This window comes from Poritiphilus flavus (assembly GCF_009901585.1).
Taxonomy (GTDB): domain Bacteria; phylum Bacteroidota; class Bacteroidia; order Flavobacteriales; family Flavobacteriaceae; genus Poritiphilus; species Poritiphilus flavus.
In genome coordinates, this window is the sequence record NZ_WXYO01000009.1 from 231,616 (window position 1) to 249,157 (window position 17,542).

The 17,542-nt window shown below is 43.9% G+C and carries 11 protein-coding genes; 5 read left to right on the top strand and 6 right to left on the bottom strand.

All coding sequences use genetic code 11. The features are described 5' to 3' along the window. Positions 1 to 2: 2 nt before the first annotated feature. On the top strand, positions 3 to 1,151 hold the full coding sequence (locus GTQ38_RS20160; RefSeq protein WP_161437385.1) for a glycosyltransferase family 2 protein: 1,149 nt from the start codon (positions 3 to 5) through the stop codon (positions 1,149 to 1,151). Here the strand turns inward: GTQ38_RS20160 and GTQ38_RS20165 are convergent. From GTQ38_RS20165 to GTQ38_RS20175, 4 genes are all read right to left on the bottom strand, one after another. Beyond that, positions 1,137 to 4,502: an AAA family ATPase gene (locus tag GTQ38_RS20165; RefSeq protein WP_161437386.1), complete on the bottom strand. Its 3,366-nt coding sequence runs from the start codon at positions 4,500 to 4,502 to the stop codon at positions 1,137 to 1,139. The genes GTQ38_RS20160 and GTQ38_RS20165 overlap by 15 nt on opposite strands. A 28-nt stretch (positions 4,503 to 4,530) precedes the next feature. Beyond that, positions 4,531 to 5,451 (bottom strand): tyrosine-type recombinase/integrase, encoded by a 921-nt coding sequence (locus tag GTQ38_RS20170; protein WP_161437387.1) that lies wholly within the window; start codon positions 5,449 to 5,451, stop codon positions 4,531 to 4,533. Between the two features lie 287 nt (positions 5,452 to 5,738). Then, entirely contained in the window at positions 5,739 to 5,861 is a 123-nt protein-coding gene (locus GTQ38_RS21135; protein WP_262886146.1) for a hypothetical protein, read from the bottom strand. 327 nt (positions 5,862 to 6,188) lie between these two features. Further along, entirely contained in the window at positions 6,189 to 6,473 is a 285-nt protein-coding gene (locus GTQ38_RS20175) for a DUF2188 domain-containing protein (protein ID WP_161437402.1), read from the bottom strand. A gap of 301 nt (positions 6,474 to 6,774) precedes the next feature. Between GTQ38_RS20175 and GTQ38_RS20180 the strand changes: the two genes are divergently transcribed. Together GTQ38_RS20180 and GTQ38_RS20185 are read left to right on the top strand one after the other, a co-directional pair. Beyond that, positions 6,775 to 10,962 (top strand): immunoglobulin-like domain-containing protein, encoded by a 4,188-nt coding sequence (locus GTQ38_RS20180; protein WP_161437388.1) that lies wholly within the window; start codon positions 6,775 to 6,777, stop codon positions 10,960 to 10,962. Further along, complete coding sequence (locus GTQ38_RS20185) at positions 10,959 to 11,642, top strand: glycoside hydrolase family 78 protein (protein WP_161437389.1); 684 nt, start codon at positions 10,959 to 10,961, stop codon at positions 11,640 to 11,642. Before GTQ38_RS20180 ends, GTQ38_RS20185 begins: the two co-directional genes overlap by 4 nt. Before the next feature lie 186 nt (positions 11,643 to 11,828). Here GTQ38_RS20185 and GTQ38_RS20190 read toward each other — a convergent pair whose 3' ends face one another. Next, the gene (locus GTQ38_RS20190) at positions 11,829 to 12,029 is read right to left on the bottom strand and encodes a hypothetical protein (RefSeq protein ID WP_161437390.1); all 201 of its coding nucleotides are present in this window, start codon (positions 12,027 to 12,029) and stop codon (positions 11,829 to 11,831) included. 124 nt (positions 12,030 to 12,153) lie between these two features. Between GTQ38_RS20190 and GTQ38_RS20195 the strand changes: the two genes are divergently transcribed. Further along, a complete protein-coding gene (locus GTQ38_RS20195; protein ID WP_161437391.1) occupies positions 12,154 to 15,978 on the top strand; it encodes a BspA family leucine-rich repeat surface protein in 3,825 nt (1,274 codons plus the stop codon). Further along, the gene (locus tag GTQ38_RS20200) at positions 15,975 to 16,658 is read left to right on the top strand and encodes a glycoside hydrolase family 78 protein (RefSeq protein WP_161437392.1); all 684 of its coding nucleotides are present in this window, start codon (positions 15,975 to 15,977) and stop codon (positions 16,656 to 16,658) included. The genes GTQ38_RS20195 and GTQ38_RS20200 overlap by 4 nt, the downstream gene beginning before the upstream one ends. 42 nt (positions 16,659 to 16,700) lie before the next feature. On the opposite strand, the gene GTQ38_RS20205 is transcribed toward GTQ38_RS20200, so the two are convergent. Then, on the bottom strand, positions 16,701 to 16,943 hold the full coding sequence (locus tag GTQ38_RS20205) for a GIY-YIG nuclease family protein (protein ID WP_161437393.1): 243 nt from the start codon (positions 16,941 to 16,943) through the stop codon (positions 16,701 to 16,703). Positions 16,944 to 17,542 lie beyond the last annotated feature (599 nt).

Below are 17,542 nucleotides of genomic sequence, written 5' to 3' on the forward strand. Positions count from 1 at the left end.
TTATGGTGCATTCAAAAAAAACACCTCCATCATTTTCAATTTTAGTACCATATCACAACGGAAAGAATTTCATCAAAGCTTGTCTAGACTCCCTTATTAACACAATAAGAAAGCAAGATGAAATTTTAGTTTTAATAAACAACTCCAATAAGGAATTCCATACCTTAAATTATCATGCTGAAAGAATAAAATATGTCCATGAATATGAAAATTTGGGTTATGGCAGGGCTGTTAATGAAGCTGTAAAACATGCAAAACATGACCATATCATTGTATGCGACCAGGATATTATTGTATCCAATGGTTGGTTGGAAGGAATTTGGAAATCCTTCTCTTCAGAAGAAAATGTTGGTGCAGTGGGAGCCAAATTACTAAACCATATAGATAATACAGTGTTAGATTTTGGTATTGCCTCTTCCGAATACAACTACATTCATATTCACGCTGGATTACCTGACACACATCCACTTACACAAACAGATAGAGATGTGCAGATGGTCTGTTCAGCTTTGCTATTGATGAATAAGAGACAATTTGAACTTATCGGTGGATTTTATGAGCCATTTCAAACACTTTATTCCGATCTCGACGTCTGTCTTAGACTTAAAGCGCAGGGTTTTAAAATTATAGCTTCGGCTGAAACCAAAGCGTACCATATTGGAGGTGATTATTATCAGTTGAAAAGAGAGTATAAAAACTATAATCTGAAATCTGATGTTAAAAGCGTGTTTACTAAAAGAAATGCCACTGAGCTAAAAAATGATGCGGCTCACTATATTAAGAGCTCAATTGATTATTCGCTTACATCAGATGATAAATCTAAAGAATACTTTTTTTGCAATTTGCTATCCATTGCCAACTATAAATTTTACGAGGATATAATTATTTCGAATGGAATAAGAAAATATGAATCTATTCGAATCGCTCCTGCCAATCGTGACTCATTTTTTTTGGATTTGTTTGCAATTCTTGGGTACAATATTATGCGAATTGGAGTTCCTATAATCTACTTCGTAGATAGATTCATTAGCTTAAAGGATAATTACTTTTGGATTTCTCGAAGGAACATTGATTCTGATATTATAGTAGATCGACATGCAAATGTTATTAGGTATAGGGATTTTAAAGAAAATAAACTAGGCCAGGCTTAAACAATACTCCTCTTCTTGAAACGGCGAATGAATCCCTAGTGTTCTAAGAGGATACTTTGAGTTTCCACATTGTAAGGAAATTTCATGTGAGCTAAGAGGATATTTGAATTTGTTTTTGTTGTAGTATTTCATTGAATCCGAAATAAGTAAGCATATCTCTAACGAACGGCCAAATTTTTCTTCGTTTTTAATCTCTTCTAAAATATGTTGATATTGTCTTTTTGCGTTTTCGTATTTACCATATCTTTCATAAACGATGGCTAACAAATGAAAAGCAAAGACGTGATACTTATATAAGTTTGCTTTTGAGCTTAAATGAATTAATTTATTCAACTGATTTTCTAAATTTTCCATTGAGGCATCCGTTTTATACTCAAAAAAAGCTTTTGCCCTAAGTCCCTGTAACTCGTAATAAGTAGAACAATGGTGTCGCGATTGGTATATCAGTTTGTTTGCTAGTACTATAGAATTTTCAAACTCACCTATTATGCCATTATACAGTGATTTAATTAAAATACATGCCAATCCGGTTTCGGGGTCGCTATTAAAAATTTTCTCTTCGATTTGGTTTGACATTCTATGAACTGCCTTCCAATATTCTTTAGTCCTTTCAGTGTCTCTTCCATAGTATATGTACCCCAAGTCTATGTATGTAAGGTATTCTTCGATAATGCTACCGGATTGGATGGAAAAATCAAGAGCCAGCAATAACGATTTACTTGAATTGTCAAAATCAAAAGCTTGTTTAAAAGAGACTCCCTTTCTATTCGTGAGTCTTGCAATCAATCTATCCCTTATTCTATTGTCCCCTTTAAAACCTTTTACTTTTTCAATTACTTCATCCAAAAAAAGTATGCTTTTCGCATGTTCCCCATGGACCGCAAAAAAGCTGCCACATTCCCTAGCAATTTCTATGTAAAATATGGCCTGAATATCATCTGGCGGTATATAATCCTTTAAATATCCCCACATTTCAAGCAACTTAATTAAAAAGAGTTTTTTGTCATTGAAACTGGCAAAAGATATTACCTTAATTACGGCATATAAATATTGATCGGGTTTTACTTCTTCATTAGACAAGTAAATGAACTTCAAAATACTATTTGCGTAGAATTGATTTCTTTTAGACAACTCGGACAATTTGTCAATTTTTGCCACAGCATTATCAAACAAACTAATTTGAGGGGATATAGTAAATAGAACATGTGGAAAATGCTTTAATAAGAACTCATTTTTAAGGAACTTGTTCTTGGTTTCAGAAGTAAGGTATGCTCTTTGTTCTTCAACTTTGCCAACGAAAAATCCATCCATTAAAGAATGTACAAACTTTAGTTTTTCATATTCCTTTTTGAGAAAGTTGACCTCAATTAGCCAATTGGTTATTTCAAGATTTTTATCAAGTAATAATTTAAGAATCATACTGTCCAACTCTCCAAAAAATGAAATAACACTTAATACCTGTCTCTGTTCCTGTGTTAATTTTGATAGTCGAGCGCTTAATATATCTGTTTCCTTCCTTGAGATCGATATAAGTCTATTATTGAGTTCAACAACATTATTTATATAAAAATCCCCTTCTTCCAAGGAAATTACCTCATCCTGCAGTAGTAAATCAATAAATTGGGATAGGTAAAAGGGCTTCGCTGGAATACTTTTTACTATTTGTTGAAATAGATTTTTATGCTCCTTACTGAAATACCGATTATTTCTCAATCTAATAGTTGAATCAACAAAAAGCGTTACCTCAGAAAGTTTAAAACTTTTGATTCTTACCAGGCTACTTTTATACAAAGTCTTGTCATGAAGCTGATTGTAAAAAGAACCTGGCTTCGAATTGTAGTCCATAACCTCAGTATTGAAAATGTACATCACAAAATTTTGACCAATTGTTTGGTTAAGTACCATTAATTTATTGAGCAATTCTATTGATTCCTCATCGAGAGATTGTACGTTATCAATGATTAAAGCGGACCTTCTACTCAAAATAAGCTTATGTAAGAGGGGTATTAGCTCATTTTCATATAGGTTTGGCTCAATTTGTTGGTTTTGAATGCAAAGCTTTAGTGTGGAGTAAACAAGTTCGTCAGGTTTAGAGTAAAACCCATCTTTTTCATAGACATTGAAGGCTACATCCTTGTTTTCAAAATTATATGGATTTGGGAGTTTGTATAACTGAGTTAATAGCTCAACAATAAATTTCGCATGTGTTTCACAGTTGCTAGTTGCTCCGTCCAGTAAGTTCACATGAAAATTATACTTCAAAAGTCGATCAATAATCTCTTTCGCATATCTTGTTTTACCGACACCACTATCACCACTTACAATTTGAAAAACTACTCTATTATTTGATGAAATTACTTGGTCGGTTCTATGAATAGTTTCGTGTATTAGACCGCCAATAAGAGGTGGGGCCGAGAGGTTGGAAACAATCAACTTCTTACTTGTAAAGTTCTCTTGAATTCCACCGAATTGAAACTTAAATGAAGGAATTTTTAGCTCGCCTATGTCTACTGGGATGAAGTAAAGCTTTAAACTAAAAATTTGTCCTGGCCGCAGAGTTCGTTCATATTTGGTATTTTGAAGTATTCCCTTTAATAAATCAGTATTCCTTATCCTACGATTTTGTGATAATATGGCGGGTAGGTTAACAAAATTGAATCTGTAATCAAGTTGTCCTTTTTCATTAAAGAGGGAAGAGAAATCAATGGTCAAATGTTCCTCTTCTGTAAGGTTCGAAATAAAACAAAGTTCATATAAACAAGGATTATTTCTTTTGGTTATTATTTCTCTTTGAAGTGCCGGGAGTTCATTTATTTGAGACCATTCAATGGTAATGTCACTACTAACAAAATTGTAATAAGTGTAAGTTGAATAAGTAAAATCGATTGGCTTTTTGTATTCAAAATCAGGAAAGTATTTCGCAAATTCCTTTTCTCTAAAACAACTAAAAATTAGGTTCTCAAATTTAGTGTCATCAAAAACTTGGACATTCTTGTGCGTAATAGCTGCGAAATCACCTAAATGGATTCTGGCATTTTTGACTAGAGGGCTGTAGGAAATAATTATTATGGAATCAATGGAGTTATTGATTGCCATAACTAAAGTCTTGGCGAAATCACTTGTGGTAAGACTTTTTTTATACATCTTACATTCTGCCCAACTTTTTGACTTTCCGTCATAAGTGAGATTGACAAAGTCTTTTCCTCCGTCCCATGATAAAGGAGTTTGTTCCCAATTACCACCAAATCTAAGCTTTAGAACATCTTGTACAAGTTTTTCGAATTCTTTTCCAATGAATTTCCCTTCAGTATCCCTAAATAAATTCCAAAAATTTGGAGTGAGATACTTCATAATAATTAGTTATCCGTCATTCACACAGCTAATTATAGGATATAAGGTTCCGAGGATGCTTTAGTTTAAGGATCTCAGAGGTTCTCTGATGACTTACATGCGTATAGATCTGGGTTATGTTTATGGAGCTATGCCCCAAGAGTTCTTGAATATATCTAATATTGATATTGGCCTCTAATAGCTGAGTAGCGAAAGTATGCCTGAAAACGTGAGGGGTGATACCCCGATTGATGCCGGAGTCTTGAGATATTTTTTTGATAAGATGACGAACGGATTGTTCGGAAATACGATGATTCAGACGATTGATAAAGAAGAAAGAGTTTCGATCTATTTTTTCTCGAAATAAGCAATAATAATCCTTTAATGCACTTATAGTCTCTGAATTGGTTATAGGGATGATACGTTCTTTATTTCCCTTACCAAGGATTTTTATTGTGCTAAAGTCAGAATGGATGTTTGATTTTTTTAGAAAACAAAGTTCTGAAACGCGAATTCCAGTAGCAAATAACAACTCCACAATAGCAATATTTCTAATAACTTGCCGATATCGCATTGAATTATTTGGAGCTTCTGATTTTTGAGATTGAAGTTGTTTCAGTATGGCAGTAACCTCGATCAATGACAGCACCGACGGAAGTGACTTTTGGACCCGTATATTAATACGAATTTTATCAAAAGGATTTTCAGAAATACAATCTTCGTAGAGAAGGTGGCTGTAAAATACCTTAAGAGTGGCTATTTTTCTTTTGACAGTTCTGGGAGCGTATTTATTGATGTTAACCAAATGCTTCTTAATATGTTCTCTTCGAATTAATCTGAAATCCTGAATGTCAAATTCTTCATTGATATACTTCTTAAATTGTTTGAGATCTGACGTGTAGGCCTCAATTGTTTTTTTACTTAATTTTTTTTCTGTTCTGCAATGCGAAAGAAAGTGGTTTAGATACATTACTTGGTTTTTTTGGTTAAACCAATCAATGTAGAATTATTTCGACATATTGAAAACTAAAATAGGATTGAATAAGTAGACCAAATCAGAGGTATAAACTCCCGAACCCAATTTTTAAATAGTTTATTTACTGGTCTATTAAGGATTCCTTTTTGGCTCTTCGAAAAGTTCACGGAAATCTTAAGATCGAAAAAACATCCTGAAAAACATCACAGTAGATTTTTCTTAATTGAATTCATTTCCCATTAAATATTATTAATAAACGATGAATTTGATGTTTCTATAGATCACATATACCCCACCACCCCCATAATAAAGTAAATAGTAATTGAAAGGATGAGGCAGCTGATAGCAGCCAGTAAGTTATCTCCCTGGAATTCGTTCTTAAAGGCTTTAAGCAGGTTTTTCATGGGTTTTATTTTGCTTCAAAGGTCCTTATCCAAGGGCTGGTCGACTAAAATTGTCGATTTGAGGTAGGCTTGATCGTTTATTGACCTTCCATAGGCCATAAATCGAGAAAAGCGGGCTTTAGACCAAAAATTTGGGAGGGAGTCTACACTTGGGGCTGAGGTAGAATCACATTACAGGAAATGTCTGGTGGTGAGTGTTTTACTTGGATTGCTATTTTTAATCATGCAAGGCCAGGGTGAATACTGGTGCAGGAGCGAGGAGCAGTACCACCTCCGATTAAATGGCTGTGCGGTCCATTGCGTTTAGCCTTAAACAGCTGAAATTCTTTAGTCATCATAGGAAATCCGCTCCCGGATACCGCCACCAGCTCTATGAATAATAACATCGGCCTTGTATTTTCTGGCCAGGGTTTTGGCTTTGCGTATGGCCGTACTCTGTTTGCGATGCTTACTGGTGATACGTTTGTTGCCTTCTCTGCGTACTGCCCACCCGGCTTCATAAGGCACTACATGTTGGTGCCAGCTGCGACCTCTTTTACTGCGTTGAGCGCTATCAAAAAAGACTTCGATGACTTCTATAAGAGTCCGTAACCAGGATTTGCCTTTAGACATGGAGTATTGTTGCTGGTTTCGAAGATACTGGTATTCCATGAAATTCCATAGTCGAAAGAGAAGTAGGGAGAGCTTCTTTTTTATTAAGGAGGATATCCCTATTCTCAAACACAGTTCTTCGTAAAATACCACTTATTACCAAATAGGCACGACTGTTACATGAATAGACTGCGCTTGTTACATTGTAATTCGAGGGTTGACGGGAAGGGGATACTTTTACTTCTAAAACTGTCATAATTGCTTGAAAGGGAAGATGAACCCTCACGGTGCCATCACCTCACACAAAATACCTTGATATATCATGAGAACAAAACATTTTATGGGTCTAAAGGGAGCCTTGCTTGCCTTTTTTGGTTGTTTTTGGATCATCACAGGCCTGCATGCCCAAAACGAGTTCATTACCAGTTGGGAAACAACTACAGCCAACGAAACCATCACTATTCCAACAACGGGTGCCGGTTACAATTATTCGGTAGACTGGGGTGACGGGACCACAACCAACGGGAATACGGGAGACGCTGTCCATACCTACAGTAGCGTTGGTACTCATACGGTGAAAATCTCAGGTAACTTTCCCAGGATTTACTTTAACGATACCGGAGACAAGTTGAAGCTCAAGGAAATTAACCAATGGGGAAATATCGCATGGGGGTCCATGGACCGTGCGTTTTGGGGCTGTGCCAATTTGGAGGTTAAGGCAACCGACGTTCCCGACCTAAGTAGTGTGGAAAATATGGATACCATGTTTTTTGATTGCACATCGCTTACGGGGGATGCGAGCTTCTCCAACTGGAACTGGGATACCAGTAACGTGAAAAATATGGTTAGTACGTTTAGGAGGGCAAGTGCCTTTAACGGGGACATCCGTTCGTGGAACACCAGTAATGTAGTAAATATGGTTGGTACATTTTGGGAGGCAAGCGCCTTTAATCAGGACATCGGTTCCTGGAACACCAGCAAGGTGGACAATATGAACGTATTGTTAATGGATGCCAGCAGCTTTGATCAAAACCTGGGTAATTGGGACCTGACGGGCTTGAACGCCGGAAATAACATGCTTAGCGGCAGTGGACTTTCGATAAACAATTGGGATAACACCCTCAGCGGTTGGCACGGCCAGGGCTTCACTAATACTATCAGCATTGGTGCTACCGGACTGGTGTACTGTACCGCTGGTACGAAGCGTGCTGAGTTGAGCTTCAATATCACCGGCGATATCCTGTCAGATACCCCGCTTACGGCCTTATGCCAGCAGACGGTAACACTCCAATTGGACACTGACGGTAAGGCTACCCTTAAGTCAGATCTTGTGGACAATGGTAGCGATGCCTGTGGGATGTCGCTAAGCCTGTCCCAGAGTGACTTCACGACTGTTAGCACTTCTACGGTGACCCTAACCGTGACCAATGGCAACAACAACACCGCCACCTGCACCACCACTGTGAATGTGGTAGACAATATTCCGCCTGTAATCACCTTATTGGGAGATGATCCACTAACTCTGGAATTGGGTGAGCCCTATGTGGACCCCGGAGTCAGTGCAGCAGACAATGTGGATGGGGATATCAGCGCTGATGTCATCGCTGACAGCAGTAATGTGGACAACAATACTGTAGGCGAATACACCGTGACATATGATGTCGCCGATGCGGCCGGAAACGATGCCGCTCAGGTAACTCGTACCGTCCGTGTGATAGACCCTCCTGTAGATATTACCGCTTTTAGCTTTGCGGAACAGCTCGGAATTGCCACCATAGATGTGGTAAACCATACCGTGGAATTAGACGTGGTCAATGGTGCTGACCTGGCTAATCTTGTGGCAACCTTTACGGTTTCGGACGGGACCTCTGTTACGGTCAATAACTCCGTTCAGGAAAGTGGTATTACTTCCAACGACTTTACCAGCCCTGTTGACTATAAGGTAATCTCGCCTAAAGGTTATGTGGAACAGTTGTGGACAGTGACTGTAACCGAAAGTCCACGGCCATTTGTTTATATAACACCGGGTATGGTGAGCGAACCTTTCGAGTTTGTAGGAGGCAACGTTCAGGGTACTTTTCCCATCACAATAACCTTTTCTACAGACGTCAATGGCTTTGAAGAGTCGGACGTCCAGGTCACCAATGCGGAACTCCTCGAATTTCAGTCGGAGGACCCCACTACCTATACAAGTTGGGTGAGGCCTACAGGGGGAGACATCACCATAAGTGTGCCGGAAAATGTGGCCATAGATGATGCGGGCGTTTACCAAAACCTGGCCAATAGTATCTCTGTAGGGTACGATACCTCACTGAACATCAGCATTACAGGGCCGTCTCATATCAATAGCCAGGACGAGATTACTTTGGAAATTAGATTTGCAACCGGAGTAACTGGTTTTGATCTAAGTGATATCCAGTATTCGGAGACCACTTCCCTAAACAATTTCATTGAAATTTCCAGCAGCGTATATGAAGTGGACATGGAGGCACCCACTGTAAACGGAGAAGCTATAGATGGTACAGTGGCCCAGATTTGGATACCCCCCCATGTGGCCACAGCCACTGATCAAAGCAAACGCAACATGCCAGCGACCTTTACGCTCACCTACGATGTCACACCACCGGAAATCACCCTGGTCCTTCCTGATCTGTCTGAGGACGCCTCCGCTGGAAAAATACAGTATGCGGAAGAGTCTTACGTTCTTGTAACTGCCAATGAAACCCTGGCTAACCTCAACTCAGATCTGGACGGGTCGTTCGTCAATGTAGAAAAATGTTTGTTCGGTGATTACTTCGAGGGCGAAATCTACCTCGAAGGATTGCAAGCCTATGTACATGGTGATATTGCAAAAATTCAGCTGCTGGCCGGTGCATTTACAGACCTGGCCGGAAATTCCTCATTGGCCTCGAATACCTTAGAACTTGTATATGACTACGACGTTAATGAACCCAATTTTTTCCCTGTAGACGATGGAATAGATATTGATCCTCTTGAAAATTTAACACTTACCTTTGATGAGAACATCTATGCCGGGAGAGGGTATATAAAAATTTACCGTGCAGATGATGATGATTCCCCCGTATTAGAGATCGATGTGGAAGTTCAACAACAACGGGTATCCTTCGACGGTAACACTGTGACCATTGACCCAGGCAGCGACCTTGCTTATGACACGGACTATTACCTGCATATCGGTCCAGAGGTTATCCAGGACATCTATGGCAACGAATATGACGGCATTCAGGACAACAGCAGTTGGAACTTTAGGACAAAGGCCGCTCCGGACATTTCGGCACCGGTAATCGAACTTTTAGGCGAGAATCCCGTATATCTGACGGTGGGGGACACTTATGTGGAAGCAGGTGCAACGGCAACGGACGACAGGGATGGAGATCTCAGTAGTGACATCGTGATTGGAGGAGATACCGTGGACACCAGCATTGCCGACACCTATGAGGTGACTTACGATGTGAGCGACGGCGCGGGCAATGCCGCCACTCAAGTAGTAAGGGAAGTTGTCGTGCGAGTACCGGACACCACAGCACCGGTAATCACGCTTTTAGGGGATAATCCCATGTATGTTACTTTGGGGGACACTTATGTGGAACCAGGGGCTACAGCCACGGACGACATTGATGGAGACCTCAGTAGCGACATCGTGATAGGAGGAGATACCGTGAACACCGCTGTTTTGGGTACTTACGAGCTGACTTATGATGTGAGTGATGCCGCGGGCAATGCCGCTGATCAGAAAACCAGAGTGGTCATCGTGGAAGAGGCCTGTGCGATTGCGGAACTGGACGCGAACAACTTCCAAATCCTGGTATCTGACGAGACCTGTTCCGGCAAGGAAAACGGGAGCATTCAGATCCAGGCCACCGCAGAATTGGATTATACGATTTCCATTGCTGACACCGACTACAGCTTTCGTTCCCAGCTTCTTGTGGATGAACTTGCCCCGGGGACCTATACCTTCTGTATTGGCCTTGAAGGCGCCCCGGACTGTGAACAGTGCTTTGAAGCGACAGTAGCAGAAGGAACTACGCTTGAAGGAACCACATCTGTGGTCCGGAATGGAACGGCCAAGGCCAGGATGAGCGTGGCCATGCTCTCTGGTACCACACCCTTTAAGGTATCGGTCAACGGGTATCATCAAGCCACCTACAGCACACCCGACTTTACGGTAGATGTCGCAGACGGCGATCAGGTGGAGGTAACTTCCAGCCTTCCCTGTGAGGGCACATTGTCCATACCTGTGGAACTGCCAGGTCAAGTGTCAGCCTTTCCGAACCCGGTGAGTTCCGAACTCACGGTTACCCTTCCTTCAAATATGGGTCGCTGTACCCTGTCCGTTCACCAAATGAATGGCGCTGTGGTTTTCCAAGAGGAGTACGACGCTAGCAGTGGAAATGTTCAAATCTCCCTGGCGGGATTACCCAGTGGAATGTACCTGGTAAAAGTCCAGGGCAGCAAAGAACCCATAACCCTCAAAATCATAAAAGAATGAAAAAGACACTAATATACTTAATGGCCCCTGCCATGATGATGTTTGGCTGTGGCGGATCCGGTAATGGGGAGGAACCCGATGTGGATGCTCCCACAGTGCCCGCCCTTACCTTTCCCACGGCAAATCTGGCCTGTACCCATTACGAACTGGAGTTCCAATGGGAGGCCTCCACAGATGAGGGTTCGGGAACGATCAGTTACCAGATCGATGTCTCGGAAGACAGCAGCTTCGGCAGCGTTGACTTCAGCGATACGGTAAGCAGCACAACAGCCACCTTTACTCTGGAACCCGGAACCACTTATTACTGGAGGGTGAGTGCTCAGGATGGTAGCGGGAACGAAAGCAGTTATTCGCCTTCCCGAACGTTCTATACGGAGCCTGAGGCCGGCACCAACAGCCTACCTACAATTCCTGAGATCGGATTACCTGCATTGGGTAGCACGGTATCCGGAAGTATGGTAGAACTCTCCTGGCAGGCGACGGATGCTGATGGTGACGAACTGCTTTATGACATCTATTTTGGTGCAGGCAACCCACCGGAACTGTATACAACGGATGTGGAGGCGAACAAGCTGGAAGTAGCTGTAGCAGCAGGAACACAATACTATTGGCGTGTAGTGGCCAAGGATGCCCGGCAGGGTGTCTCCAAAGGTCGGCTATGGCATTTTAGGGTGGAATAAGTGTTTGGTAATGAAATATCGTTTTTAGTCCATCAGTTGATTGTGCACCGGTCCTTGGATGCTCCAAGGGCCTTTTTGGATATGAGCGACATGCCGTGGCACCGCACCCGATACGGACGCAGTTCATTTCGACCGTTAATTTTTTTTGAACAAAGACCAGGTGTTTATTGTTGATACCAAATGCAGTTACCCCAATACCTCCCATGCGGATGGGAGCGGTTTACTTCGTTTCAGCACTCTGAATAAGAGGTGCATATCATCCATATACCTTCCTGCCCATGCACATTGTGCGCCCTTATGGCGGATAGGGAACAAGCAGATCATCCCTACGGCCCGAAACCATGGGAAACCCCTTCCCTTGATCCGGTTTTTAATGTATCCAGGCATTTTTACAAGGCCCGTTTGGGGCCAGTCCCTAAGGGACCCTGTACGGCACCAGTGGATCATCCTTCCTGTATGGGTCATGATCCTCAAAACAAGCAACACCCATTAGCAACATAAAAAAATAAGAATGATGGAAAAGAACTACGCTGACCGCAACCCATTCCAATACCCGACCGATCCAGGGGCCTTTTCGGACTGCTCTAGGACGGTACGGGCGTGGCTTTGGCCCCTTTTCACCCTATTGGCCTTCCATTTGGGCACGCTGAAGGGACAGGCGCAAAATGGTACCACGGAGTTCATCACCAAATGGCAGACCTCGATGGACAATGAGAGCATCACCATCCCAACAATAGGAACAGGATACAACTATAGCGTAGACTGGGGGGATGGTTCTGAAGATACGGGTCTTACCGGTGATGCGACCCATACCTATGCCACTGCTAATACGTATACAGTTTCCATAACCGGGGTCTTTCCCCGCATTTACTTCGCAAAGGACAACAACGGAGCGTATAACTCTAAACTCTCGGAAGTCGCGCAATGGGGAGACAACCCATGGACCTCCATGGAAGGCGCATTCAGAGGATGCGGCAACCTTAACATCACGGCAACGGATGCACCGGACCTATCGGCCGTTAGTAGTTTGAAGGAGATGTTTGATTCGGCTGGTATCAACCAGGATCTCTCCAGCTGGAATGTGGGCAATGTGACGGACATGAATAATATGTTCAGCAACGCACAGTCCTTCAACCAGCCACTCTCCAACTGGGATGTGGGCAATGTAACGGATATGGGTGGGATGTTCAGTAATGCAAATTCCTTCAACCAGGATATCTCCAACTGGAATGTGGGCAATGTGAGGGACATGAGTAATATGTTCAGTGATGGATTTGCCTTTAACCAGCCCCTCTCCAGCTGGAATGTGGCCAAAGTAACGGACATGAGTAAGATGTTCAGTAACGCATATGCCTTCGATCAACCCCTCTCTGGTTGGAATGTAAGCAGTGTGACCAACATGAGCGGTATGTTCAATGGTACAGTTTCCTTTGACCAGGACCTCTCTAGCTGGAATGTGGGCAATGTGACTGACATGAGTCGGATGTTTAGTAGTGCATTTGCCTTCGACAGCGACCTCTCCAGTTGGGATGTGAGCAATGTGGCAGACATGAGTTTTATGTTCGGTGATGCAACTTCTTTCGATCAGGATCTGGGCAACTGGGATCTCAGCAGTTTGGTCAACGCTCTAAATATGTTTACCAGTGCTACGCTGTCCAGGCATAACTATGATGCATTGCTAACGGGTTGGAGCACGGACACTAGTGGTTCCCTGAATGATAATGACGATGACATCCCCTCCAATATAAATTTCCATGCGGGCAACAGCCAATATTGTGCCGTAGATGAGAGAGGGGTCCTGACCGGTGTCGACTATGGCTGGATCATCACCGATGGTGGACTTGACCCCCATTGTGGATCATTCATCACCAAATGGCGAACTCTGGGCAACAATAGCATTACCATCCCTACGACCGGAACGGGATACAACTATAGTGTTGACTGGGGAGATGGCACCGAGGATACTGGCCTTACCGGCGATGCGACTCATACCTATGCCAGTGCGGGCACCTATGAGGTCTCTATTGATGGAGCCTTTCCCCGCATCTACTTCCGGAAAAACACTGTGAATGCCGATAAGCTGTCGGAGGTGGTGCAATGGGGAGACAACCTGTGGACATCCATGGAAGACGCATTCATGGGGTGCGCCGCCTTGAGGATCACGGCAATGGATGCGCCAAACCTGTCGGCAGTGACTAACATGAATAATATGTTCAATGGAGCATTTTCCATCAACCAGGACCTCTCCAGCTGGAATGTGGGCAGTGTGACCAATATGTCGGGGATGTTCAATAGCGCAGTGTCCTTCAACCAGGACCTCTCCAGTTGGAATGTAGGCAGTGTGATCATTATGTCGGGGATGTTCGCCAGAGCAACGTCCTTCAATCAGGCCCTCTCCGACTGGAATGTGGGCAGCGTGACCAATATGTCAGGAATGTTCTTGAGTGCAACCTCCTTCAATCAGGCCCTCTCCGGCTGGAATGTGGGTAGTGTGACCGATATGTCGGGGATGTTCAATGGAGCAACCTCCTTCAACCAGGCCCTCTCCGGCTGGAATGTTGGCAGCGTGACCGATATGTCGGGGATGTTCAATGGAGCAACCTCTTTCGACCATGCCCTCTCCGGTTGGAATGTAGGCAGTGTGACCAATATGTCGGGGATGTTCCTGAATGCAACCTCCTTTAACCAGGCCCTCTCCGACTGGAATGTGGGTAATGTGGGCAACATGAGCAGTATGTTCCGCGGTGCAGTATCTTTCGATCAGGAGCTGGGCGATTGGGACATTGGAAGTATCGTTGATTCAGGTTTTTCTCTTGGAATGCGCAATATGTTTGTGTCGACAGGATTATCAGCTGCCAATTATGATGCCACCCTGATCGGTTGGAGTACGGACACCAGTGGAGTGGTGGATGATGGAATCGATGACATCCCCTCCGATATAAATTTCCATGCGGGCGACAGCCAATATTGCGCTGTAGATGAAAGGGGGATCCTGACCGGCACCTATAGTTGGGATATCACCGATGGTGGTGAGACGGCAAATTGCAACCACCTTATTCCCAGGATTACTAGTCCGGCGACGGCATCCGTGGAGGAGAATCAGACCGCGGCCATTGATGTTAATGCCACTGATGATAGGGATTCGGAAGGCTCGGGGCTCAGCTATACCTTGATGGGAATCATGGACGACAACCTGTTTGGGATAGAAGTAGCCACAGGTGTGGTCACTTTTAATACCGTCCCTGATTTCGAAAACCCTCAAGACGCCAATACGGACAACATTTACAATATCCAGGTCATGGTAACGGATTTAGCAGGGCTGACCGATGTTCAGGACATTGCCATCACGGTGACCGATGTGGACGAAACGGCACCGGTAATCACGCTTTTAGGGGATAATCCCATTTATATTGCTTTGGGGGACACTTATGTGGAACCAGGGGCTACAGCCACGGACGACATTGATGGAGACCTCAGTAGCGACATCGTGATAGGAGGAGATACCGTGGACACCAACGTATTGGGTTCTTACGAGCTGACCTATGATGTGAGTGATGCCGCGGGCAATGCCGCTGATCAGAAAACCAGAGTGGTCATCGTGGAAGAGGCCTGTGCGATTGCGGAACTGGACGCGAACAACTTCCAGATCCTGGTATCTGACGAGACCTGTTCCGGCAAGGAAAACGGGAGCATTCAGATCCAGGCCACCGCAGAATTGGATTATACGATTTCCATTGCTGACACCGACTACAGCTTTCGTTCCCAGCTTCTTGTGGATGAACTTGCCCCGGGGACCTATACCTTCTGTATTGGCCTTGAAGGCGCCCCGGACTGTGAACAGTGCTTTGAAGCGACAGTAGCAGAAGGAACTACGCTTGAAGGAACCACATCTGTGGTCCGGAATGGAACGGCCAAGGCCAGGATGAGCGTGGCCATGCTCTCTGGTACCACACCCTTTAAGGTATCGGTCAACGGGTATCATCAAGCCACCTACAGCACACCCGACTTTACGGTAGATGTCGCAGACGGCGATCAGGTGGAGGTAACTTCCAGCCTTCCCTGTGAGGGCACATTGTCCATACCTGTGGAACTGCCAGGTCAAGTGTCAGCCTTTCCGAACCCGGTGAGTTCCGAACTCACGGTTACCCTTCCTTCAAATATGGGTCGCTGTACCCTGTCCGTTCACCAAATGAATGGCGCTGTGGTTTTCCAAGAGGAGTACGACGCTAGCAGTGGAAATGTTCAAATCTCCCTGGCGGGATTACCCAGTGGAATGTACCTGGTAAAAGTCCAGGGCAGCAAAGAACCCATAACCCTCAAAATCATAAAAGAATGAAAAAGACACTAATATACTTAATGGCCCCTGCCATGATGATGTTTGGCTGTGGCGGATCCGGTAATGGGGAGGAACCCGATGTGGATGCTCCCACAGTGCCCGCCCTTACCTTTCCCACGGCAAATCTGGCCTGTACCCATTACGAACTGGAGTTCCAATGGGAGGCCTCCACAGATGAGGGTTCGGGAACGATCAGTTACCAGATCGATGTCTCGGAAGACAGCAGCTTCGGCAGCGTTGACTTCAGCGATACGGTAAGCAGCACAACAGCCACCTTTACTCTGGAACCCGGAACCACTTATTACTGGAGGGTGAGTGCTCAGGATGGTAGCGGGAACGAAAGCAGTTATTCGCCTTCCCGAACGTTCTATACGGAGCCTGAGGCCGGCACCAACAGCCTACCTACAATTCCTGAGATCGGATTACCTGCCTTGGGTAGCACGGTATCCGGAAGTATGGTAGAACTCTCCTGGCAGGCGACGGATGCTGATGGTGACGAACTGCTTTATGACATCTATTTTGGTGCAGCCAACCCACCGGAACTGTATACAACGGATGTGGATGGTAACAAGCTTGAAGTACCTGTAGCAGCAGGAACACAATACTATTGGCGTGTAGTGGCCAAGGATGCCCGGCAGGGTGTCTCCAAGGGCCGGCTTTGGCATTTTAGGGTGGAATAGTTTGATTACTAAAAGCCTACTGGCTTTTGTGGAGTCAGGAGGTTAAAGGAAGTGTTTGTTGGTGAAGGCTCTTCCGGAGCCTGACTTTAAATACTTTTCGAAGAAATATGCCTTATGTCTGCTCGTAAAATCAATCTTAACCACCAATTCCACTGGAAGTCTTGTTTTGGTATAGTGTATATGACCGTTTTGATGTCTTTGCAAACGTGCTTCAAAATTGCTGGTACATCCGGTATAATAGGTGTCGTCTTTACATCTTAAAATATAAACTGTCCAGGTTCTCATCCCGTTAGGTTTAAATAGAGCTGGAATGTAAATTCTTAGAATGTAAAAAGCATGCGGTTGAAGAATAATTGATCAAGATTGGAAATTGTGGACTGCGTCCACCGAAGCCCACTGTTGCTAAACCAAATAGGAATTATTGAGGAAGAATGAAAAGCCCACCTTCGCTCAGTTGGCACTGAGCTATGGAAATGACGCATAGATTTTGGTTATTTTGGGTAATTGAGATGGACCGTGTCCACCGAAGCCCGCTGTTGCTAACCCAGATGGGAATTATTGAGGAAGAATGAAAAGCCCACCTTCGCTCAGTTGGCACTGAGCTATGGAATTGACGCATAGATTTTGGTTATTTTGGGTAATTGAGATGGACCGTGTCCACCGAAGCCCGCTGTTGCTAACCCAGATGGGAATTATTGAGGAAGAATGAAAAGCCCACCTTCGCTCAGTTGGCACTGAGCTATGGAATTAATCCATTGATTCTAAATATTTTCGGCAATTGATGTGGACTGCGTCCACCGAAGCCCACTGTTGCTAACCCAAAAGGGAATTATTGAGGAAGAATGAAAAGCCCACCTTCGCTCAGTTGGCACTGAGCTATGGAA